Genomic DNA, 22,069 nt, shown 5'->3' with positions numbered 1-22,069 from the left:
CGGCAGAATCCGGCACACGCGGGCCGAGAAGTGCCTGAAAGGTCCCACACACGACGGCAGATCGCCGGGTAGTCCGACAGAGGTGCTGGCCGGCCTTCACCGTTTCCGACGACATCCGGACCCGCCTGCTGCACGGCCGCGACGACATATCGCTCGCCCTCCAGCACGCGGACGCCATCCAGCGCTGCGAAACCACTCGCCAACGCGACCTTCCGACGGCCAGATGAGTCCGCTGAATCTCAGCGAGGAACCACCAGCACCAGCTCAGGGCCGCCGGACACCCCGCCCGTCAACTCCGTCGGGCCGGAGCTGGCCCCGCGACTCCTCGAAAACCGGCCGCACCCCAACCCGGCCGTGTCAGCGAACAGCCTCCGCCATCCCCCCACCATCGATCGCCGAGGCAGCGAGCGCACGCATCCGGCGGAGCAAACGAGTCGACACCGGACGAACCAGCGGATGAACACCCCCGTTCGCCGCGGCGGCTTCCTGCCACTTAGCGTTACGCGCCTGCCACACAGCAGAGTCGGCCAATTCCGCGCACTCAAGGGAGTCGGTGTTCAGATCGACGGTGATCGTGTCCCCGTCCTCGACGAGGGCAATCGGGCCGCCGAGGGCGGCTTCCGGGCCGACGTGTCCGATGACCAGGCCGACCGATCCGCCGGAGAACCGTGCGTCCGTCATCAGCGCGATGGAGATGCCTTTCGTCCGGCACAGCGCGGTGATGCGAGAGGTCGGGTCGAGCATCTCGGGCATGCCGGGAGCTCCCCGCGGGCCTTCGTAGCGGATGACGACCATGTCCCGGTCCGCGAACTCGTCCGGCGTCTCGATGAGCGCCCGCAACAGCTCCTGCTCGCTGTCGAAGACGCGAGCCCGTCCCTCGAACCGGCCGTCGACGACGCCGGTTTCGACTCCGGCCAGTTTGATCACCGCGCCGCCGTCGGGGGCGAGGTTGCCGGAGAGCAGGCGCAGGCCGCCGGTGGGTTTGAACGGTTCGGCGGCGGAGAAGACCACTTGCCCGTCCGGGGCGGGCGGGTCGAGCCGCTCGATCTGCTCGCCTAGTGTTTCGCCTGTGCAGGTCAGGGTGGATCCGTCGAGCAGGTCGTGCCGGAGCAGTTCCGCCACCACCGCTTGCAGGCCGCCGGCGGTGTCGATGTCCACCATGCTGTACTGCCCGAACGGCCGGGCGTTGACGAGCACCGGGACGGTCCGGGAGAGCCGGTTGAACTCCTGCTGGGTCATGACCTCGGACCAGAAGTCGACACCGGCCGCGCGGGCGATCTCCGGGGCGTGCAGGACCACGTTCGTCGAGCCGCCCAGCGCGATCGCCACGACGGCGGCGTTGCGGAACGCGAGCGGGGTGGCCAGGTCGCGCGGAGTTATCCCGCGCTGCGTCATGATTTCCAGGCAGTCCACGATCTGCTCGGGGAATTCCTCGACCCGTCGCGCGTCCTCGGACGCCGGCGACACCATGTGCAGCGGCTCCAGCCCCAGCACGGCGATGAAGGACTGCATCGTGTTGTAGGTGAAGATCCCGCCGCAGCTGCCGTGCCCGGGACACGCGTTGCGCGCCCACCGCTCACGTTTGGCCGCGTCCGGGTCCCCGGCGACCTGGAAGCAGCTCACCAGATCGATTGTTTCCCCGGTTTCGGGATCCGTCCCCGGACGGATCGAACCATCGGAGACCACCACCGCGGGCACGTCGCGCTCCAGGATCGCCGCCGTCGCGCCGACCGGAGGCTTGTCGCACGCCACCACGGCGACGATTCCCCGCATCTCACTGCCCTCGAAGTGCAGCGACAACCCGTCGTTCGTCGTCTCGCGGCCGATCAGCGAGTACCGCATCTGCGGCGTGCCGTTGCGCTGGCCGTCCGAGATCCCGCCCGAATAGTTCGGGGCCAGCAGCCGGACGGGCAGGTCGCGGTCGCGGATCCGCTGCGCCAGGGCCTCGTGGATCGCCGTGACTTTGTCCGCGACGCCGACATAGCAGACGCTGTCTCCCAAGGTCCCGACGACGCCCCACGCGTCCCCGTGGATCTTGTCCACGTCCTGGCCCAGCGACCGGGCCGTGGCCACCGCCTGGCAGTCCTGGCCCGGACGCCACACATCCCGGCGGCTCGACTCGTCCATCAGCTCTCCCGTCGTCGACACGATCGTCCCCATCGTCGCAGATCCGGCCAGGCGCGCAGCTCGGGCGAGGCGGCGGCCCCTTGCGCAAGCACTGCGACGACCCGCTGCTGGTGCGCGCAGCATGCTCGCGACCGGTAGTCCCGACCGAAAATTGCACCTATGGACCATCTCAGCGGAGTATGCGGCACCCCTAGGTCAACCGATTGGCACAGCTGCAGGCGTCGTCCACATAACACCCTTTAACTCTTCGATCCGCATGGGAAATCCTGGCAACGGGCGTAGAAGACGGCGCAGTCCTTCACGCTAAACAGGTAAGATCCAGACATGCGCATCTTCAGCAGAATCGGAACTCTCACCGCCGCGGCCACAGTTCTCACCGGGATGACAGCTATACAAATGACACTTGTCGCCGTCGGCAACATCACAGACTTCGAAACGAATCGAGAATTCGTCCATCACGTCCTGGCGATGGACACGACATTTCAATCACCGAACATGATGTGGCGTGCCATCACCAGCCCCGGACTTGCCGACGCCGTCTACGTTGCCATCATCGCGTGGGAGCTGCTCACCGCACTGGCGCTCATCGCTGGTTTTGTCGCTTGGATACGGACCCACCTGGCCGGTCGCCCGCTGTCGACAGCGAAGCAGCTGTCCAACCTTGGCTGGGTGATGCAGTTGACGCTTTTCGGGGTCGGCTTCATCGCGATAGGCGGAGAATGGTTTCAAATGTGGCAATCCAGCAAGTGGAACGGCCTCCAGCCAGCCCTGCAGAACCTCATCATCGCCTCGTTCGGCCTCGTGCTCACCCACCTGGCCACGAAAGATTCCAGGCGCGCGGCGGGTGTACCGGATGACAACGTCAGCTGACCGCTGGTTGGACCGGCGCACCTGCCACACACACCACGGTGATGCGCTTCAGGCTGCTCCATCCGCAAGCACGGCGATTCTTCCAGTCTCTCAACCGCTTACTGGGCGATTTAATTTCGCAGGATCGCTATTCGCAGTCCAGTCGCGACTGAGCCGGACCGGACCCCTCGCCTGTCGCCGCCAGTCCCCGGAGGGCCGATGACCGAAGCCGATGCCCCGTCTCTCGCCGGTCAGGACGTCGTCAGACTCCCGGCCGCGGACACAGGTTCAGGAGAAACAGGAAGGTCGAGGACCCGGGCGAGAGCCGCAGTGACTGAGGAAGCGCAGCGTGGCAGATTCCTGGCGGCCCAGTCAGTCGCCAATGCGAGGAAATCGACGAGGTCGTTTTCGACCGCGCCAAGCAGGTGCTGCAGTGCCACGGCCGGGAGTTCGATCACAGGGCTGTCGCTCCGCTCCGCGTCGACGGTCAACCGGACGAGGTCGCCGCGACGTTCGGCGCACGGGGCGGGATCGTGCCCGAACCAAGCCTGTCCGCCGATCTCCAGGACGCGGCTCCACTCGCGCCAGTCCTCCAGACCGTTGCAACAACCCGGCAGCAATACCACGCCCGAGGCGGTGTCCGTCACCCGCAAGCCGCCGGACGCAAACAGGGTGTCGAACGTCAGCAGGCCGTGCAGGAACGCCCCCAACTCGTCGGCAGGACGGGGCGGGCGGCCGTCGTCCTCCGGGTCGACGTCGTTGCAGCTGGCGATGCACATCAACACTGTCCCGACCTCATCAGGCGTCAGGTTGCCGCCTAGTGCGAAATAGCTACGCGGTTCGACCTTCGTGACTGGCCAGAGGCCAAAGTCTTCCCGCGCGCACACCTCGACAACCGGTTGCATCGTGATCACCTGCGCAGTGTCGCGCGAACCCGCTGTCCCCGCCCCTCATTTTACGCGGTCCGCCATCTGCCTAGCCTCGCGAAGGCCGTACAGCTCGGAGGTGGCTCAGATCCGTGCTGAGCGGGCAGAAGATCCCGTCCCGCTACGGGGGGCCTATTCCAACCACGCGCTATTTCCTGATCGTGATGGCGAGCAGGGCACCCTTGGTCAGCGCAAACAGCTGGTCAGTTGCAGCCCCGCGCAGCGCCCAGATCCTCCGTGCGACGCTGGTTCGCTTGGCGAGCCGTCCGTCAGAAGTCAGGTGAAACAGCGACCCGGAAGCACTGGCGACCAGGAAGCCGTCAGCCGTCGGGACGACATCGCCGACTAGTCGCTGGCCGACATCGACGCGCCACTGCAGGCGTCCCGCGGCGGATCCACAACGGTGTAGCCGCCGCGGTCTTCGGGCAACCACAGCAGCCCTCCCGCATATCCCGGTGCTGCGGCCGCAAGGCCGGTCTCGGCTCGGACGAACTCGCGGACTGTGTCGGCTGACAGGACGATCTCAGCCAGTGCGCGCGGGCCGCAGCGCAGCAGGAAGCGGTCGGGTCCTACCGTCGAGATGCTGGATCCGGCGTCGTTGTCCGCGAGCGGCTGTGGCAGCTGCCATGCCGACAGTTCCCGGCCGTCGTGCCGATCGATCAATCGAACACGGGTGTCCTGCGGTTCGCCGATCAGGAAGCCGTCGCCAGCGGGCACGGGCAGCACGGTGTCGATTCGACGTTCGGTTTCCCAACGGAGCTGCCCGGTCGCGAGATCGAATGCGCGCAGCGGCGTGTAACCGCGCCAGCCGCCCACGAGCACCACGTTCGCTGAAACGACCAGGTGTCCGGGGACCGCGGGAACGTCGGCGGACCAGATCTCCTGTCCGGTCGCGAGATCCAAACAGGACAGTCGAGGGTTGTCCTGCGGGATCGCCAGACAACGATCACCGACGACGACAACCGCGCGCGGCCAGGTGCCGACCGGGACATCCCACCGCACCGAACCATCTGCCGGGTCGAGGCTCACCAGCCTCGTGCTGCGCTCGTGAACGATGACATGACCGTTCGTCACCGCGAGTCCCGAGGCAACGCCGCGTTGGTGCAGCGGCCGCTCCCACGCCATTTCGATCACCGCATCAGACCACCACGACCACACGACCGTCGGCAACCGCATTCGTCGCATCGCCGACCAGACTTTGCTGTCGCCCGATGAACTGCATCTCACGGACCGCCCAGTCTGGGGGCACCACCAGGACTCTGTTCAGTTACGTCGGCCTCATCGCCGGAGTCGCCCCAGCCGCCCAGGAAGACCTCCCCGGCTGGATCGACTCGCCGGCGCGGAAGATCTGATCGGCCCCGAACCTGCTTCCAGGCTGGGGGCGGACGAGGGCCACCCCGGCCCTCTGGCGCTACGACCTCGTCGCCAGCCTCCTGCGCGTCCACACCGATCGTGCTCAGCTCCAGCCCGCCGGGTTCGATCCCGTCTCGTAGTCGACGGGGCTGACGTGCTCCCATTCTTTTCCTGTCAAACTCTCGTAGGCGTGTTGCGCGACGTAGAGCAGGAATTCGGCCTCGGGCGCACCGACCCCGGCGCAGGAACCGAATTTCTCCGGGTCTTCGAGAACGGACCGGTAGGCCTGCTCCCCCGCCAGCACCACCGCAGCCCGGTGGTACAGGAAGGAATCGCTCGAGAGAGGCAGACCGGTGGCTGCGGACGGCGTCGCGGCGAACTCTGCCCGGTCCAGGTCGTAGAGAAGCCGCGCGAGGATATCCTCGAACTGCTTGATTTCCGCTTCCCCGCGCCTGCCGAGTTCCTCTTCCAGCGGAGCGAAAGCGGCCTGGTCCGTCGCCGGAGGGTCCCGCCGCGCCAAGGAGACGAGCGCCCAGAACTCGCGGTCGTCCATCAGGGCCTGTTCCTCCCGGGTTGAGTTTACGGTGTTGCCGACCAAGTTCCACCCTATCCACGGCCGTTCTCCCCTGGAACCGCCCGAAGCCGTGTGGTGCCCGCTCGTCCATGCCAGCCACGACTCGCCGGGACCGGGGTTCGCAGTTCCGGCAATGCTATGAGGCAGAGAGGAAAAACCGTTCCTGGTCGAGCGGGTCCAGTGCGTTGTGGCGTTCGGGGACGAGCAGGTCGACGTCGAGGATCCGGTGAGTTTGGTACCAGGCGTGCAGGCGCTTGGCCGCTTCCCTGGTCTGGTCTTCGCCGACCCACCGGACCGCGAAGTCGTTCTTGTGCTTGTCCGGGTCGAGCCAGCCCGCAGCGCCTTCGTAAGTGGTCGCGTACGCGTAGTCGGCACAGTCGACGGGCGTGGGTTCGTCGGGCAGCGGTGCGGGCATCCCGGGCGCGGCGCAGGCGGCTTTCGCGGTGTCCCGGTTTCCGTCGACGAGGTAGTCGTGTCCCAGGCCGCGGGCCACCCGGTGCAGGGAGTCGGCGTGAGTGGGCAACCAGCCGAGCAGTTTCTTGTCCGCCTTGACCGGCCAGGTGGCTCCGGGATCGGCGACGGATTCCCGGACGAACTTGGCGTGCCGGGCGACCTTGCGGTCGTCGTAGGCGAAGGACAGGCCGGGTACGGTGCGGTCGAAAACGCTGCCCTGTTTGTCCCAGAGGTAGGCCGCGCTGTCGAAGCGCATGCTCCCTTCGAAACTCTTGGTGAAACTGATGTTGACGCCGTCGCCGGGCGCGAACTCGTACTCGATGCGGAACACCCCGTGCGCCAGTTGCTCGCCGCGCTCCGGACTTGCCGGATAGGCCTCCGACTGCAGGGTGAACCAGGTTTGCGGGTTGGCTTTCCATGCCGGGAGCGGATCCTCCCTGGCGCCGCGCCCGGCTTGCGGATGACACGCGTCCTCGTTGCCGAGGTCTCCGTTCTTGACGCGGTACTCGCCGGCGCAGGTGATGGTCGCCTTCATCCGTGCGGCGGGCTTGTCGAACGTGCCGTCGGTGACGATCTGCGTGGAGACCAGCTGGAAGTCGGCGAAGCGGCGCTCGGGTTTCGCGGGGTCGCCGCCGATCTTGCCGTAGCCGATGAGAGTCTCGCGGACTGTCGCGTAGCCGATCATCCGGCACCTGGTGCCCGTGCACTCCAGGTCCAGCGCCCAGTTGACCTTGACCTGGCAGTAGGAGAACCGGTTCTTGATCCACCCCGCCTCGTCGGACTCGGACGCATTGTGCCAGCACTCGGCCGGATGATTGATGTACTCGTAGGGATTCGCGGGCGCGCGTCCTCCCTCGAACTGCGCGCTGTCGACCAGATAGCGCGGTTCATAGCGCGGGTCCTCAGCGGCCCGCCGCGACAGCACGGTCTTCCCGTTCTCGGTCCGGGACACCGGTTTGATCCCCAGCGCGTCCAAGGAGCCGTCCCGCCGCGCTACCGCCGCCACCTTCTCGGGGTGCCGCGCCAGCTCCGGATCGGAAACGACGTAGCCCACCAGTGTCCGCGTCTCGGCCTGCGATACCGCGGCCCGCGCACTCCCGACCATGCACAACGACGCGAGCACGGCCACCGCCCCGGCCGCCCTCCTCGAGCGTGATCTTCTTCGGGACATAGAACGAGCACCTTTCCGCACATTCGGCGATCGAAACGACACATCCCTTCCTGACGTCCCGATGCGGCTTCGAAGGAAACCTCGTGCGCCATCGGCTGGCCAGCGCCCCGGCCGAGCCAAGCTAGCACCGTGCGCCAATCGGCAATACGACTGAACGGCCGCTTCTCGGCGAACTGTCCGCTCGGACGCTTTCGTCGACGCATCCGGAGGAGTTCCGGCGCGGGAAACGGTCGCGTCAGTTGCGACAGCCCCAGGCACGACATCCGCACCCACCCCGATAACCGGAAAAGGAATATTCACACTGCATTCACCCACATTTACCAGTAATCGACGAGAATTCCCCGGCGGGCGACGACGAGAGGATGAACTCTCGCAACGATCCAAGTTTCGGAATCCGCCGGAAGCGAAACCAACCCTTCCGAGATAAGCATCATTGCCGCAGCGGCAATCACGAAACGTCGCCAGCCGGACATCCCCGCCACCCAACCCCCGAGCAAGCGGTTGATCAGCAGCCAATCACTAGTCCGCACGGCAACCTTATCGATCGGAAGCAGTTCCGCGGCCCGCCTCGGCGGAACAGTTTCCAGCGACAGCACCGCAACCGTGGGGACCATCCGAGACAGCATCAGAACACCAGGTCAGAAGCTTGCGGAAATCGCATTAACGCCAGCACTCGACAGCGTTTCCAGTAGCAATTACAATCCCCGGCGATAAATATAACCCAAGCTATCTGGACCTTAATTTCCCAAGTTGAGTACTTTGTCATACCCATTGCACATCGAACAGATTGCGAAAGAGTCAACCTCCGCCGCACATCGGTGGCGCCGAAATCGCGTCATGCGATCGTGACGGCATGGATCTCACCGAATCCCCGGTCGTCCGTCCCTGCCCTCCGGACGAAACGGGGCGGGCGTTCGCGGACGTGATGGCAGAGTTGACCGGACGGGAGCAGGTTCCGGTCGACAGCAACTTCTTCTCCGATCTCGGAGCCAATTCGCTCATGATGGCCCAGTTCTGCGCCCGGGTGCGCAAGCGGCCGGAACTGCCGTCGGTGTCGATGAAAGACGTGTACCGCACCCCGACTGCCGCCGGGTTGGCCGCGACCGCAGCCGTCTCCGAACCTGTCGGACCTCCTGCGCCCCCCGGCCTCGAAGAGAGCAGACCGGCTGGGCCACGGCGAAGAGCGAGTCCGCTGGAATACCTCGGCTGCGGAGTGCTGCAACTGCTGCTCTTCGCAGCCTATTCGTTGCTCACAGCGGAAATCCTCGGCATCGGCACCGATTGGCTCATCGCCGGTTCCGGAATTCTGTCCTGCTACCTGCGTTCGGTCGCCTTCGGCGCCGCGGTGCTGGTCATCGGGGGCACGCTCCCGATCGCGCTCAAGTGGGTCCTCGTCGGCCGGTGGACGCCGAGCGAGATCCGCTTGTGGAGCTGGGGCTATGTCCGCTTCTGGCTGGTCAAGACCCTGGTCCAGCGGAACCCGCTGCTCCCGTTCTTCTCCGGCTCTCCGCTCTACTCGCTGTACCTGCGCGCGCTCGGGGCCAAGATCGGCCGCGGCGTGACAGCCTTGTCGGGTTTCGTGCCGGTGTGCACCGACCTGCTGACGATCGGCGAAGGCACAGTTATCTGCAAGGACACCTACTTCACCACCTACCGCGCCGAGGGCGGAGTACTCCGGACCGGCCGGGTCGACATCGGCGCGCACGCTTACCTCGGCGAGATGTCCGTGGTCGACATCGACACGCGGATCGGCGACGGCGCCGAGCTCGGGCACGCCTCGGCGCTGCATCCAGGACAGACGGTCCCGGACGGGGAGAGCTGGCACGGCTCGCCCGCGGTCCCGGCGGACGTGCGGTACCGGCGGGTCGAGCCGAGGTCCTGCGGCGGCGTGCGCCGGGCGTGGTTCGCCGTGCGCCAGCTGCTGTTCGCGGTCCTCGTCGCGGTCCCGCTGGCACTCGGCGTGCTCTACCTGCTGCTGGTCCTCGCTCCGCAGGTCAGCCCGGTCCTGGGACTGGGCTCGGCCGACCTGGACTTCACCGACGCGAAGTTCTACGGCAAGGCCCTCATCGTCTCCGCGATCCTGTTCGCCGGCATGCGGCTGCTCAGCTTCGCAGTCAGCGTCACGGTGCCCCGGCTGCTCAACCCGCTCCTGAAACCAGGCGAGACCTACCGCTTCTACGGCCCGCGCCACGCCGCGCACCGGGTGATCCGGCGGTTCTCCAACGCACGGTTCTTCAAGGACGTCTTCGGCGACAGCGCGGCCATCGTGCACTACCTCCGCAGCGTCGGCTGCAAGGTCTCCAAGGCCGAGCAGACCGGTTCCAACTTCGGGCAGCAGGAGAAGTTCGAGAACCCGTTCCTCTTCGCGACCGGGGCGGGCACGATGGTCGCCGACGGGCTGTCGGTCCTCAACGCCGAATACACCAGCACCTCCTTCCGCCTGTCCCGGGTGCGCGTCGGGGCGAAGAACTTCCTCGGCAACCACATCGCCTACCCGGCCGGAGCCAGGACCGGCGACAACTGCCTGCTGGCCACCAAGGTTTTGGTGCCCCTCGACGGCCCGCTCCGCACGAACGTCGGACTGCTCGGCTCGCCGAGTTTCGAAATCCCGCGCTCGGTCGACCGCGACAGCCAGCTCGACCATCCGAGAACCCCGGCCGAATTCCGGCGCGCGCTGGCCGCGAAGACCCGGCACAACACAGTGTCGATGCTGTTGTTCGTCCTGTGCCAGTGGCTGTTCTCCTTCGGGCTGATCCTGCTGGCCTGGGCGTCGAAGATCTACTACGCCAAGCTCGGCGCGCCGCTGTTCGCGCTCGACGTGGTGGGCATGACCCTCTACAGCGTCGCGTACTTCGTCGCCGTGGAACGGATCGCCGTCCTCGTCCGGCCCCAGCACCCGATTTCGTGCTCGATCTACGACCGGCGATTCTGGCGGCACGAACGATTCTGGAAAGCAGCGTCCGCGACCGATCGCATCCAGCTGCTCAACGGCACCCCGTTCAAGGCGATGGCCTGGCGGCTGCTGGGGGCCAAGGTCGGCCGCAGACTGTTCGACGACGGGTGTTTCATCGCGGAAAAGACACTGGTGCGGCTAGGAGACGACGTCACGCTCAACGCGGGCTCCGTCGTCCAGTGCCATTCGCAGGAGGACGGCGGTTTCAAGATGGACCGCATCGCCATCGGCAGCGACTGCTCCGTCGGGGTCAACGCCTTGGTGCACTACGGAGTGCGGATGGGTCAGGGCTCGTCACTCGCCGCGAATTCCTTCCTCATGAAGGGTGAAGAGGTCCCGGAGAACGCCAGTTGGGGCGGGAACCCGGCGCACTGGCACTCGCTGCCGGGGCCGGAGCAGCATTCCCCGGTGGACGCGCGGCCCGGTCGCCGCCGGACGCCAGGCTGAGGTCGCGGCGGCTTCGCATACGGCCGGGTTCGGTGTTGCTCGCCGAACCCGGCTCTCTCCCGTTGCCGAGGACGCCGAACCATAGGACGACGCGGGCCCGGCGACGGCGCGTGGAGGTCATGTGTTCGCGCTGCCAGGAAAGTCTTCTCCGGTCCGCGACAGCCAATACAGAATCAAGCCGTCAGTGGATCACGGCTAGTGTGGAACGATGCAACACGGCGAGTCGCTCCGCACCACGTGCGGCAGGATGGCCGAGGGCCTTGCCGTAGGTGCCCTGGATTGGCTGCTGATCGCCGCGCGGACCACCGATGCCGGCCTGGTCTGGGGCAGCACCGCGACCGACGACGAGACGGACCCGTCGCTCTACAGCGGTTCGGCGGGAATCGTGCTCGCGTTGCTGGAAGCCCAGCACCACTTCGACGACGACCGCTACGGCGACGCCGCCCAGCGAGGCGCGCGTGCCCTCGCGGCTGCGGTCGAGCGCGAAAAGGCCTGCTCGCTCTACTTCGGCTTGACAGGCATGGCGTTCGCCCTCCACGCCGTCGGCGCTCTGCTGAACGACACCTCCGCGACGACCGCCGCACAGTCCGCGCTGCGCCACGTGCGTTCTCGCTTCGACGGGCACCGATGGGGCGACATGTTCGAACTGCTGGCGGGCAACGCTGGCATCGGGCTGGGCGCGCTGTCCTGCGGCGACCACGACTTGGCCGTGCTCGCCGTCGAGCCCTATGTCCGCACCGCCGATCCGACGCCCGGCGGCGTGAACTGGGCGGTCCGGCCGAGTCCGCCGCGATCTCACCACATGGCCCACGGCACTCTCGGCATCGTGGTCGCGTTGGCCACGATCGGGAACGCCACCGGCCGCCGCGATCTGATCGATCTCGCACTGGCCGGTGCCGCCGATGTGGTCGCGCGTGACGAGGCCGGGCCGGACGGTTTTCTCGTTCCGCATTCCGACCCGCAACACCTGCCGGACCTGATCGCGCGCTACAGCTACGGCTGGTGCAACGGCCCCGCCGGTGACGCTCAGGCCTTTCGGCTGCTCCGTGCGATCACCGACGGCCCGGCGTGGGACGCGCTCGCCGATCGGTGCTGGCACACCGTCACCCGGTCCGGCTTGCCGCGCCGGATCCGCCCTGGGTTCTGGGACAACAACGGTTCGTGCTGCGGCACCGCCGGAGTGCTCGCGCTGGCGTGCGATCGGCACGTCGAGCGACAGGAGCGGTCCGGCTTCGGTGCCGGGCTGGTCGACGACCTCGCCGCTCGGGCCACCGCCGATGCCCAGGGCGTCCGCTGGTCCAACCACGAACACCGCGCGACGCCCAGCGTCCTGGAGCCTCGCACGGGCTGGGCGATGGGCAACGCCGGGATCATCCGCGAGCTGCTGAGGTTCGCCCGGATCAGTGCTGACCGCGATCCGGCCTACGCAGTGGCCTGGCCAGGACATCCGGTCGCCCGTCCCGCGAGCACGCGATCGGCCGGTTCCTCGACCCGGACAAGCTTGCCGTAGCCCGCGTAAAGGCTTGTCCACAGCCAAATCAGCCAAGCCGCCCGCGCCTGGTTGGCGGTCTCGTACGCATTCCCGACAGATCACAGACGGCACATCGGCGGTCCCGTCCCAAGATCGCCATCGAGCGCGTCCCGCTCACCGGCCCACGTGAGCACCAGCGTCCAGCTCGGACAGCCAAAGCAACTCGTCGCCTCGTTCGGTAATCAATTGGGGGCGCCCGCGGGGTCCGGTAAGTTATCCGTTATCGCGGGCCACCGGGAACGACGACCCGTTGAACGGGGTCCGGTACGAGGGGAATCAGATGCACAAGGGTTTTGTCATGTCCATCGGCCGTTCGGCCGTGGCGATCGCCACACTCACCGCGCTGGCGGCGTGTTCGTCGGGAGCCACCACTGCCCCGTCGGGCGCCGCGCCCGCCCGCGCTGAGGTCTTCGGCGCGGCCGGTTACCGCGGCATCGCCCCGGGGATGGCCAAGGAAGCGGCCCTGGCCACCGGGAAACTCGCCACCGCCCCGGTATCCATGCTGGACGGCTGCACGGTCCTGAGCTGGCAGGGCGGCCCCGCCCCGGACCAGGCCCGGCTGGCCGCCGAGACCGAGGCGCAGCGGAAAGCCGACGACCTCAACGCCAAGGCGGACGCGGCGGACCAGGAAGCGAAGCAGCCCGCGGGCAAGTCCGCCGCGGATTCGGCCAAATCCGCCGCCAAGAACGCGGAGGCGGCTCAGCTGGCAGCGGACTCCGCGATGGCGATTGCCGAGCTGGCCGGCAAGCGAGAAGAGCGCGACAAAGCGTTCGCCGCGGCTGGTGGCGCCTCGTTCGGCAAGAACGGCCTGCACGAGCTGGGCGCCCCGCCCGAGGCCAAGACCGCGGAGGGCATCGGCGCCGGATCCTCGCTGGCCGACCTGCACAAGGCGTACGACGCGCGCGGATTGAAGGAGAACGCGGCCGGGCGGTTCGAGCTGCCCATCGCGGAGAAGCCGGGCTGGCACTTCGAATTCACCCCCACGGCCGACGGGAAGGTCGGCGGAGTGGCGATCGCCGAAAGCGCCGCCAAATGCCGTTGATGTCGCGCCGGACGCGCTTCTGAGTCCATTGTGGATTTGTGGAGGCCTCCTTGCCGCTGCGGCAAGGAGGCCTTCGCTTTTCGCCAGCCCGCTCACTATCCCGTCGACCTTTCGGCCGGGATTCACACCTTGCCGAACTGCCGCGCTCGCCCTTACCGCAAATCCCAAGGCAGAAGCTCACCGGCAGCCACCCGAGCAAGGTCGAGTCGTTCTTCATCCTCTTCGATAAGAGAGAGTGTCTCGTACGCGGAGGCCGCGGCATCCGCCCGCCGTCCCGAGAAGATCTCCGCGTAAAGCAACCAGATACCGGGTTTCGCCGCTGCCGCACATTCGGCGGCAAGATCCCGCCCTTCGCGTTCGGCTCGCTCCGACCGGCCGTCATCGCCGACAAGGAACAGGAGCAATTCCAGGAACTTGGCCCGCGCGTAGTCCGAGACGTCGTCCGCCAGCGCGGCCAACACGACGGACACGACGGGAACGGCCGGTTCGTGGACGAACGAAGACACGAACACGTGTCCCTCGAAGATCTCGGTGCCGAAGCCGCTCGACTCGTCAGCCCGGGCGAGCCGCATCAGGTCGTCCGCGACGTGCGTAGCCGATCGGCCACAGGCACAGTGCTCCCGCGACCAATCGTGGCGCGTGATTTCGAGGTGCAGAAGTTTCACGGGCACACCTTATTTCCGTCGCCCGGCACCTGGCTCGGCCAGCCGTCGCCGATGGGCAAGGGGACACGACTGCGGGCAGGGGTCGACGCCTTCGCCACGCGCAGGATGATTCATCGATCAAGCAGCCTCAGCAGTTGCGCACGCAGCCCTCGAGCGGTGACCTGTTCGCGTTCCAGCACTAGATCGGCTCCTTCAGCGGCCAGCAGAGCAGCCAAGCCGGCCTTGTCCCACATGTTGCCCGGAATAACCAGTTCCGGAATTGACGACGGGGCGGGTGATTTCTGATCGGTGCGATCGGAGGAGACCTGGGCCGCCGAACTGCGGTGCCCGGGCACCGCGAGGCACCCGGGCACAGCGAGTCCGCATCAATGCGCGGCGCTCACGAACTTGTCCGTGTAAGTCTTCCCAAGATCGATCTGCTTGCCCTTGACATCAGGATTGAACGCCTGCAGAACCGTGAGATTGGTCTTCGGCCCATCCGGCGGCATGATCCCGGTCGGGTTGTAGATGCCCTTCTCGTTGTCGAATGCCTTGGCGTAGGCGTCTTTCCCGGACCCGGCGTAGTAGTCGGCAGGCATCACGTCGGCCAGTTGCGCACCGTTGTGGCCCTGGATCCATTTGAGGGCCTCGACATACGCGTTGACGAGCTTCTGCACCACCTGCGGGTGGCTGTCCACGTACTTCGTGGTCATGTACAGCGACGTCGCCGGATACTGGCCGCCCAGCTGCTGCTTCGTACCGGCCGCGGTGCGCATGTCCAGCAGGACGAAGGCGGAGCCCTGGGCAAGGGCGGTCGAGACAGTCGGCTCGGTGGTCATCGCGCAGTCGACGTTGCCGTGCTGCAAGGCGCCGATCAGGGTGGCCCCGGCTTGCACGCCCACCCGGTGGATTTTCGTCGGGTCGACGCCGTTCTTCTGCGCCAGGTACTGGGTCAGGAAGTCCGTGGAGGAACCGAGATCGGTCACTCCGAGGTTGCGGCCGGACCAGTCGGCCGGCGAATGGATCTGGCCGCGCACGTCGTTGCGGCACAGCTCGACTTCGCCCGGCGTCGTCAGCATCGACACCACCGATTCCATCGACTGGCCGAGGCCCTGCATGGCGATGGTGTGGTCGTAGAAACCGCCGACGCCGTCGACCTTTCCGGCGACCATGTTGGTCGTCGCGTCGACCCCGGCTCCCTCGTCCTGCAGGGTCACGTTCAGGCCCTGCTTCTGGTAGAGGCCGAGCCGCTGGGCGAGCATGAACGGCAGGTAGATCTGCTTGTTCAAGCCGCCGACCATGATGCTCACCGGGGTGCCGGTCCCGCCGGTGGAGCTGGTGCCGGCGTTCTGGCTCGCGGTCGAGGCGCAGCCGGCCACGGCGAGCAGCGCCGCCGCGAGCACGGCCGCCAATTTCTTCGCGGACACGGGGATCTCCTTTGTTCGAACGGACAATCGGGGGGTCACAGGTCCGGACCGGACAGCTGGGCCGGCCGCCAGCGCAGCAGCCGGCGTTCGAGGCGGGTGATCAGCCATTCGGCGATCAGCGCGACGACGCCCATGATCACCATCGCCGCCCAGACGCCGCTCGCGTCGAAGGTGCCCTGCGCGTTCTTGATCAGCACGCCGAGACCCGCGTAGCCGCCGAGGAATTCGCCGACGATCGCGCCGATCAGCGCGAAGCCGAAGCTCACGTGCAGGCTCGCGATGATCCAGGTGAACGCCGACGGCAGCACGACCTGCCGGGTCACCTGCCAGCGCGACGCGCCGAGGATGCTGGCGTTGGCGATGAAGGTCCGGTCGACCTCGCGGGTGCCCTGGAAGGCGTTGAAGAACACCCCGAAGAACACCAGCACGATCACCAGGAGGATCTTCGATTCCAGGCCGAGGCCGAACGCCAGCACGAAGACCGAGCCGAGCACGATCCGCGGAATCGCGTTGAGCACCTTGATGAACGGGCCGAACACCGCCGACAGGAACCGGATCCGGCCGAGCGCGATGCCGCAGACGATGCCCAGCACCGTGCCGATGGCGAACCCGATCAGCGCCTCTTCGATCGTCGTCCAGATCTGGCTGCCGAGCGAGCCGAGCGCGGTGCCTTCGGTGACCCACGACCGCAACCGGTCGAAGATGCCCGAGGGAAGCCCGTACAGCACGATCGCGTGCTGGTCTCCTTGCACGAGCAGTTGCCAGCCGCCCAGGATTACCACCAGCACTGCCGCCTGGACCGTGTGGACTAGGACGGTGTGTGTCCGGCGGCGCGAACGGCGAGCGGCTGCCGCTTTCACCCCCGCAGCGGGGTTCGCGGGCGAGTCCGCTTCGGTCGTCATGCTCCCGCCTCCCCGCTGATCCGGGTGGTCTGCGCGTACGCCAGGTCGACCTCGGTGCGCAGGGCGTCCCAGATCCGCTGGTACAGGTCGACGAACCGGCGCTCGAACCGGATTTCCTGCACCACCCGCGGGCGCGGCAGGTCGATGGCGAACCGGGCCTTGACCGTCGCCGCGGGCCCGGCGGTCAGCACGACCACCGTGTCCGCGAGCGCGATCGCCTCTTCGAGGTCGTGGGTCACGAACACGACGGCGGGCCGGGTAAGTTCCCACAGCGACAGCAGTTCGTCGGACATCTTCGCCCGGGTCTGCACGTCCAGCGCGCTGAACGGCTCGTCCATGAGCAGGATCCGCGGCTCGTTGATGAGGTTCTGCGCGAGCGCGACCCGCTTGCGCATCCCGCCGGACAGCTGGTGCGGGTACCGGTCCTCGAACCCGCTCAGCCCGACCCGGCGGATCCAGTCCCGTGCGCCGGAAACCGCCGCGCCCTTGGCGACGCCGCGGAACCTCGGGCCCGCGGACACGTTGTCCAGCACCGTTTTCCAGGGCAGGATCGCGTCCGTCTGGAACATGAACCCCACCCCGGGCGTGATGCCCGAGACGTCCGCGCCGTGCACCCGGACCGAGCCGGCCGACGGCTGCTCCAGGCCCGCGACGAGGGTCAGGGTCGTGGACTTGCCGCAGCCGGTGGGTCCGACGACCGCGCAGAACTCGCCGGGGGCCACCTCGAGGTCCAGGTCGCGCAGCGCGGTGTAGGGCTCCGGGCCCTCGGTGGCGAACTGCTTGGTGACGTCCCGCATGGCGATGGCGGCGCCGGGCGGTCCGGATCTGGGTGCGTGCACGGTGGCGTCCTCTCGATCGGGGCCGATTCCGTTCGAGGAGGCTAAGAAGCGCCGCGGCGCGGCGGAATGTTGCGTGCGATACCAGCGATCAGTGCGCTTTTCTCGGTTTCTGCTCGTTAAGTGCACGCCGGACCGGACGATCCGGGCGTACCGGCCGCGGTTTCTTGGCATCCGCGCGGTCTCGTGGTGTCATGCGGGACGCCCCTACGACAAGTGGCAGAGCGGAGCGGTCATGTGGCGGTCACGTCCCCTCGCCTCGCAGATCCTCGTCGCCGTGCTCGGGATCTTGCTCGCCACCGTCTCGGCCGGGGCCTTGCTCTACGTGAAGCTCGCCGGACAGACCCTCGACACGCAATACGGACAGCGCGCGCTGGGGATCGCGAACACCGTCGCGCAGATGCCGTCCGTCCGCGACGCCCTCGTGCGGCGCGATCCCGGCCACGCCATCCAGGCCGCCGCCGAGCAGGTCCGCCGGGCCACGGGCGCTTCGTACGTCGTGGTCACCGACCGGTCCGGGCTTCGCTACTCCCATCCCAACACCACGCTTGTCGGCGAGCGCATCGAGGAACCGGTAGCGGCCCTCGACGGACAGGGCCACCTCGGCATCGACAACGGCAGTCTCGGCCGGTCCGCCAACGGCAAAGCACCGATCTCCGGCCCCGGCGGCGGGATCGCGGGCCAGGTTTCGGTGGGCATTCTCGAAGAACAGGTCACGAGCGAACTGGTGAGCGACATCCCCTGGGTGCTCCTCTATTCCGGCCTGGCGCTGGCCATCGGGATGGCGGCGTCCCTGCTGCTTTCCCACCGGATCAAGCGCGCGACCTTCGGACTGGAAGTCTCCGAGATCGCGTCCCTGCTGCAGGAACGGGAAGCGATGCTGCACGGCATCCGCGAGGGCATGGTGGGCCTCGACCGGCACGGCCGCGTCGAGGTGATCAACGACGAAGCCCGCCGCCTGCTGTCCATTCCCTCCGCCGCCCGGGGTCGCGACCTCAGCGAACTCGTCCCGCCCGGCCGCCTCCGCGACCTGCTCGCCGCTCCCGCCGCCGACGACGAGGTCGTCCTCACCGACGAATTCCTGTTGGTGGTCAACAAAATGCCGGTCGTCCTTTCCGGACAGGACGCCGGTTCGGTGATCACCTTGCGCGACCGCACCGAGATGGAGGGCCTGGTGCGCGAACTCCACGCCGTCACCGGCCTGACGACCGCTCTGCGCGCGCAGGAACACGAATTCGCCAACCGGCTGCATGTCCTTTCCGGACTCCTGGGCCTGGGCGAAGCGGAGGAAGCCGGCCGCTATCTCACCGAAATCGCGCACGGTCCCGCCGCGCAGGCGACCGATCTGCGCGCCCGGTTCTCCCCGCCCGAACTCGCCGCGCTGCTTTCGGCCAAGGTCGCCATCGCCGCCGAACGCGACGTGCGCCTCGAGGTCGACCCCGGTTCCGGGCTCGACCTCAGCACCGCCGACCCCGGCGCGCTCGTCACCGTTCTCGGAAACCTCATCGACAACGCCGTCGACGCCGTGGCCGGGCAGCCGGGCGAACGCCGGGTGCGCGTTCTCGTCGACACCCTCGGCCCGGACGTCCGCATCGTCGTCTCCGACACCGGTCCCGGCATCCCGGAGGAAACGCTGCACGAGATCTTCGTCGACGGCTACTCCACGAAAACCCCTCGCCCCGGCATGCGGCGCGGCCTCGGACTCGCCCTCGTCTACCGGCTGGTGCGCCGGTCCGGCGGGTCGATCACCGTGGACGGTTCGGCCGGGGCGCGATTCGACGTGCTGCTCCCGAATTCCCGTTCCCGCGCCGCGCTCGAACCCGCGGAGTACGCATGACCATCCGGACTCTCGTCATCGACGACGACTACCGCGTCGCCGCGATCCACGCCGCCAGCATCGACCGCGTGCCCGGTTTCGCGTCCGTCGGCCAGGCCCACACCGCGGCGGAAGCCCGCGCCCGCGTCGAGGAACTCCGGCCGGACCTGCTGCTGCTCGACGTCTACCTGCCCGACGAGGACGGCCTCTCCCTGCTGCGCGACCTGCGCTCCGCCGGCGCCCCGCCCGGGTGCATCGTCATCACCGCTTCCCGCGACCTCGGCACGGTCCGTTCCGCGATCCAGCTCGGCGCCGCCTACTACCTGGTCAAGCCGTTCGGTTTCGAGCAGTTGCGCGAGCAGTTGACGGCGTACCGGAGCTGGTGCGAACGCGCGTCCGGAAGCGGCGACGTCGATCAGGCCACAGTGGACAGTCTGTATTCCGCGCTCCGCGGCCCCGCACCGCGCACGCACCCGCTTCCCCCGACCATGCGCAAAGTGCTCGACACGCTCCGCCGGGCCGGGCAGCCGCTCGGCGCCGAAGCGCTCGCGAGCACGCTGGGCATCAGCCGTCCCACGGCGCAACGCCATCTGAGCGAACTGCACCGTCGCGGTTTCCTCAGCCTCGAACTGGAATACGGGAGCGCGGGCCGCCCCACGCACCGGTACGCGGTCGCCGCCGAGCACTGACCCGGGCGGCCCGGACTCCCGGCGCGAACCCGGCGAACAGCCTCTTCCGCACAATCGGCGATATCCCGGGCAGCACAAGGGATTCCGGTTGCTCCCATCGGGGTTTCCCGGTGGCCGGGGCGCGGGCGGCGGGCGATCATTCAGCGGAACCGGCGCGACCGGAGCACCGGCCGCCCGCCCGCCGGAGCACCGAAGGGATCGCCATGGCCGCCACCGGCCCGATCGACCACGTCGTCGTCCTGGTCCAGGAGAACCACACCACCGACAACTACTTCCGCTCGATGGCCGCGTTCGGCGCGAACGTCACGACCGGCTGGCCGGTCTCCCCCAACCCGCCGAAGTCCGACCAGCCGCACGACCGCAAGGCCTATTACCGCTGGCTCACGAAGAAGAGCACCGGCGCGCACGTCCAGTTCGACACGGTCGCCGACCTGCCGTTCTACGCGTGGCTCGCCGCGAGCGGCGCGTTTGTCGAGAACCACTGCGCCGGGTACGGCACCAACTCGACGCCGAACCACCTGCTCATCGTCGGCGGCCAGACGCCCACGCTGCGCAATCCGCCGCGCGGCCAGGCCGACCCGGTGTGGGACCTGCCGTCCGTGCCCGGGCTCGCCGCCGACCACGGCGTGAGCTGGAAGGCCTACACCGGGACCAGCGGGTATCCGGTCGAGTTCTACCAGCAGCTCAAGGGGTCGCCCAATATCGTGCGCTCGGCCCAGATCATCGCCGACGCCCAAGCCGGCGCGCTGCCCGCGCTGTCGATGGTCTGGCACGACTCGCCCTACGACGAGCACCCGCCCGCGGATGTCGGCAAGGGCGAGGACACCGTGTGGCAGGTGGTCGACGCGATCGTGAAGGCCGGGCTCTGGGACTCGACGGTCTTCCTGCTGACCTGGGACGACTGGGGCGGCTTCGACGACCACGTGGCCACGCCGAACGTCGAGATCACCCCGGACGGCGTGCAGCTCGCCTACGGCCCGCGCGTGCCGCTGCTGATGTTCGGCGGACGGGTCAAACCCGGCATCGACCACCGCTGGTCCTGGCATCCGAGCATCCCGAAGACCGTCATCGACCTGCTGAAGCTGCCGAAGCTGGGCGTCCCGCGCGTCGACGGCGACCACGGGCTCGCCGACCTCGTCGACCTCTCCCCCAGCGCGAAACTGAACCCGCCGCCCCCGGCGCACGGCACCGCGATCACCCAGCCCGCGCCGCCGAAACCCGCCCCGACACCGACGCCGGTGCCGCCGCCCCCGGTCGCCAAACCGGCTCCGGTCGGGCCGATCCTGCTGCGCGGCGGGGGCACGCTGCCGCCGCCGAACGACGTTCCGTTGACTGTCCACTGAGGACTGACCGGACCGGCGTGGCCGTGCCGCTGGCTGCTCGCGACGCACGAGGGCCAGCGCTGGCTTCAGCGCTCAGGCAAGTACTTGCCTCAGGGGAAAGCGAGAGGTACTTTCTCCTCAGGCAAGTACTTGCCTGAGAGGTTGCGCCGCGAAGGAGTGGCAGCAGTGAGCGAACCAACGAACAAGCCGACGCCCGAAGAAGCGGCGGCGGCGCTGCGCACGGCCCGGGACAGCCGGGACCGGGTGCTCGCGTCCGCGCTGGGCTCGCGGTGGACTCCGATCGCCGCCGGTCTGGTCGTGTTCGGCTACACCGTGGCCACCGACCTGATTCCCTGGACGCGACCCTGGTTGACCTTTGTCGTGCTGGCCGTCGCCTTGCTGCTGGTATTCCTCCTGCGCACCAGGACCGGCGGCAGCCTGCTCGGGCGGCCGGTCTCGGTGTCGAGCCGGGCGTTGCCTCCCGCAGTCTGGCGCGTCGCGCCCGTGCTCGGCCTGGCGATCGTCGCGGCCGTCGCCGTCCCCGTGCTGCACATCCCGCACGGCACGATCGTCTACGGCGCGCTGGCCGGGCTCTATATCATCTTCCTCGGCCCCAGGTTCCAGCTGTGGCTGCTTCGCCGGCGAGACAAGGACTGAACGGTGGCCGAGCTCGACCAGCTCCTGTTGGACCCGACGAGACTGGCCATCGTGGCGCTGCTCTCCGCCGCCGAATGGGCGGAGTTCGGGTTCGTGCGCGACGCGGTGAAGCTGTCCGACTCCGCACTGTCCAAACAGGTCTCCACGCTTTCCCGGAACGAGTACGTCGACGTCCGCAAGGGCTACGTCGGCAAGCGGCCTCGCACGTGGCTCAACCTGACCGACAGCGGCCGCGACACCCTGGCCGGGCACCTCGCCGCCCTCCAAACCATTGCCGTGCAAGCACGTTCGGACGGCGCCCGGCAACCCCGCGACTGACCCGGCGCCCCGTTTTCGGGCGGGCACAGCGG

The 22,069-nt window shown here is 68.0% G+C and carries 21 protein-coding genes; 10 read left to right on the top strand and 11 right to left on the bottom strand.

The window, feature by feature from the left end:
* Nucleotides 1–357 precede the first annotated feature (357 nt).
* A complete protein-coding gene (locus tag ACFORO_RS19515; RefSeq protein WP_377870780.1) occupies nt 358–2,148 on the bottom strand; it encodes a dihydroxy-acid dehydratase domain-containing protein in 1,791 nt (596 codons plus the stop codon).
* A 303-nt stretch (nt 2,149–2,451) separates the two neighbouring features.
* On the opposite strand from ACFORO_RS19515, the gene ACFORO_RS19510 reads away from it, so the two are divergent.
* Entirely contained in the window at nt 2,452–2,997 is a 546-nt protein-coding gene (locus ACFORO_RS19510) for a DUF2165 domain-containing protein (RefSeq protein ID WP_377870781.1), read from the top strand.
* Nucleotides 2,998–3,227: 230 nt separating this feature from the next.
* Here the strand turns inward: ACFORO_RS19510 and ACFORO_RS19505 are convergent, their stop codons facing one another.
* Complete coding sequence (locus tag ACFORO_RS19505) at nt 3,228–3,881, bottom strand: hypothetical protein (RefSeq protein ID WP_377870959.1); 654 nt, start codon at nt 3,879–3,881, stop codon at nt 3,228–3,230.
* A gap of 366 nt (nt 3,882–4,247) precedes the next feature.
* A complete protein-coding gene (locus tag ACFORO_RS19500) occupies nt 4,248–5,087 on the bottom strand; it encodes an outer membrane protein assembly factor BamB family protein (RefSeq protein WP_377870782.1) in 840 nt (279 codons plus the stop codon).
* A gap of 26 nt (nt 5,088–5,113) precedes the next feature.
* Here ACFORO_RS19500 and ACFORO_RS19495 point away from each other — a divergent pair, with 26 nt between their 5' ends.
* Nucleotides 5,114–5,254, top strand: coding sequence for a hypothetical protein (locus ACFORO_RS19495; RefSeq protein WP_377870783.1), 141 nt, complete (start codon nt 5,114–5,116; stop codon nt 5,252–5,254).
* A gap of 104 nt (nt 5,255–5,358) precedes the next feature.
* Here ACFORO_RS19495 and ACFORO_RS19490 read toward each other — a convergent pair whose 3' ends face one another.
* The 3 genes from ACFORO_RS19490 to ACFORO_RS19480 all read right to left on the bottom strand — a co-directional run bounded on the left by ACFORO_RS19490 (nt 5,359) and on the right by ACFORO_RS19480 (nt 8,067).
* Nucleotides 5,359–5,808, bottom strand: a complete 450-nt coding sequence (locus ACFORO_RS19490; RefSeq protein WP_377870784.1) for a DUF4240 domain-containing protein — start codon at nt 5,806–5,808, stop codon at nt 5,359–5,361.
* 157 nt (nt 5,809–5,965) lie between these two features.
* The gene (locus tag ACFORO_RS19485; protein ID WP_377870785.1) at nt 5,966–7,411 is read right to left on the bottom strand and encodes a hypothetical protein; all 1,446 of its coding nucleotides are present in this window, start codon (nt 7,409–7,411) and stop codon (nt 5,966–5,968) included.
* A 359-nt stretch (nt 7,412–7,770) separates the two neighbouring features.
* Nucleotides 7,771–8,067, bottom strand: coding sequence for a hypothetical protein (locus ACFORO_RS19480; RefSeq protein WP_377870786.1), 297 nt, complete (start codon nt 8,065–8,067; stop codon nt 7,771–7,773).
* A gap of 239 nt (nt 8,068–8,306) precedes the next feature.
* On the opposite strand from ACFORO_RS19480, the gene ACFORO_RS19475 reads away from it, so the two are divergent.
* The 3 genes from ACFORO_RS19475 to ACFORO_RS19465 all read left to right on the top strand — a co-directional run bounded on the left by ACFORO_RS19475 (nt 8,307) and on the right by ACFORO_RS19465 (nt 13,426).
* A complete protein-coding gene (locus ACFORO_RS19475; protein WP_377870787.1) occupies nt 8,307–10,853 on the top strand; it encodes a Pls/PosA family non-ribosomal peptide synthetase in 2,547 nt (848 codons plus the stop codon).
* 208 nt (nt 10,854–11,061) lie between these two features.
* On the top strand, nt 11,062–12,363 hold the full coding sequence (locus tag ACFORO_RS19470) for a lanthionine synthetase LanC family protein (protein ID WP_377870788.1): 1,302 nt from the start codon (nt 11,062–11,064) through the stop codon (nt 12,361–12,363).
* Nucleotides 12,364–12,682: 319 nt separating this feature from the next.
* Nucleotides 12,683–13,426 carry a hypothetical protein gene (locus tag ACFORO_RS19465; protein WP_377870790.1) on the top strand — a complete coding sequence of 248 codons (744 nt, stop codon included), beginning with the start codon at nt 12,683–12,685 and terminating at the stop codon, nt 13,424–13,426.
* A 152-nt stretch (nt 13,427–13,578) separates the two neighbouring features.
* On the opposite strand, the gene ACFORO_RS19460 is transcribed toward ACFORO_RS19465, so the two are convergent.
* The 5 genes from ACFORO_RS19460 to ACFORO_RS19440 all read right to left on the bottom strand — a co-directional run bounded on the left by ACFORO_RS19460 (nt 13,579) and on the right by ACFORO_RS19440 (nt 17,196).
* Nucleotides 13,579–14,091, bottom strand: a complete 513-nt coding sequence (locus tag ACFORO_RS19460) for a hypothetical protein (protein ID WP_377870791.1) — start codon at nt 14,089–14,091, stop codon at nt 13,579–13,581.
* A gap of 110 nt (nt 14,092–14,201) precedes the next feature.
* Nucleotides 14,202–14,426 carry a hypothetical protein gene (locus ACFORO_RS19455; RefSeq protein ID WP_377870793.1) on the bottom strand — a complete coding sequence of 75 codons (225 nt, stop codon included), beginning with the start codon at nt 14,424–14,426 and terminating at the stop codon, nt 14,202–14,204.
* A 30-nt stretch (nt 14,427–14,456) separates the two neighbouring features.
* Nucleotides 14,457–15,497 carry an ABC transporter substrate-binding protein gene (locus ACFORO_RS19450; RefSeq protein ID WP_377870794.1) on the bottom strand — a complete coding sequence of 347 codons (1,041 nt, stop codon included), beginning with the start codon at nt 15,495–15,497 and terminating at the stop codon, nt 14,457–14,459.
* A gap of 35 nt (nt 15,498–15,532) precedes the next feature.
* Nucleotides 15,533–16,399, bottom strand: a complete 867-nt coding sequence (locus tag ACFORO_RS19445; protein ID WP_354735297.1) for an ABC transporter permease — start codon at nt 16,397–16,399, stop codon at nt 15,533–15,535.
* Nucleotides 16,396–17,196: an ABC transporter ATP-binding protein gene (locus tag ACFORO_RS19440; RefSeq protein ID WP_377870960.1), complete on the bottom strand. Its 801-nt coding sequence runs from the start codon at nt 17,194–17,196 to the stop codon at nt 16,396–16,398. Before ACFORO_RS19440 ends, ACFORO_RS19445 begins: the two co-directional genes overlap by 4 nt.
* Before the next feature lie 274 nt (nt 17,197–17,470).
* Here ACFORO_RS19440 and ACFORO_RS19435 point away from each other — a divergent pair, with 274 nt between their 5' ends.
* The 5 genes from ACFORO_RS19435 to ACFORO_RS19415 all read left to right on the top strand — a co-directional run bounded on the left by ACFORO_RS19435 (nt 17,471) and on the right by ACFORO_RS19415 (nt 22,037).
* Nucleotides 17,471–19,072, top strand: a complete 1,602-nt coding sequence (locus ACFORO_RS19435) for an ATP-binding protein (RefSeq protein ID WP_377870795.1) — start codon at nt 17,471–17,473, stop codon at nt 19,070–19,072.
* Nucleotides 19,069–19,740, top strand: coding sequence for a response regulator (locus tag ACFORO_RS19430; RefSeq protein ID WP_377870796.1), 672 nt, complete (start codon nt 19,069–19,071; stop codon nt 19,738–19,740). The genes ACFORO_RS19435 and ACFORO_RS19430 overlap by 4 nt, the downstream gene beginning before the upstream one ends.
* 203 nt (nt 19,741–19,943) lie before the next feature.
* Nucleotides 19,944–21,083, top strand: a complete 1,140-nt coding sequence (locus ACFORO_RS19425; protein WP_377870797.1) for an alkaline phosphatase family protein — start codon at nt 19,944–19,946, stop codon at nt 21,081–21,083.
* 165 nt (nt 21,084–21,248) lie between these two features.
* Entirely contained in the window at nt 21,249–21,719 is a 471-nt protein-coding gene (locus ACFORO_RS19420; RefSeq protein ID WP_377870798.1) for a hypothetical protein, read from the top strand.
* Nucleotides 21,720–21,722: 3 nt separating this feature from the next.
* The gene (locus ACFORO_RS19415) at nt 21,723–22,037 is read left to right on the top strand and encodes a winged helix-turn-helix domain-containing protein (RefSeq protein WP_354735307.1); all 315 of its coding nucleotides are present in this window, start codon (nt 21,723–21,725) and stop codon (nt 22,035–22,037) included.
* The last annotated feature ends 32 nt before the right edge of the window (nt 22,038–22,069 follow it).

Origin of the sequence: Amycolatopsis halotolerans, from assembly GCF_042647905.1 — a bacterium.
GTDB classification, from domain to species: Bacteria; Actinomycetota; Actinomycetes; order Mycobacteriales; family Pseudonocardiaceae; genus Amycolatopsis; species Amycolatopsis halotolerans.
Note: the sequence above shows the minus strand (reverse complement) of the source record. Positions and strands in the feature narration are given on the sequence as shown.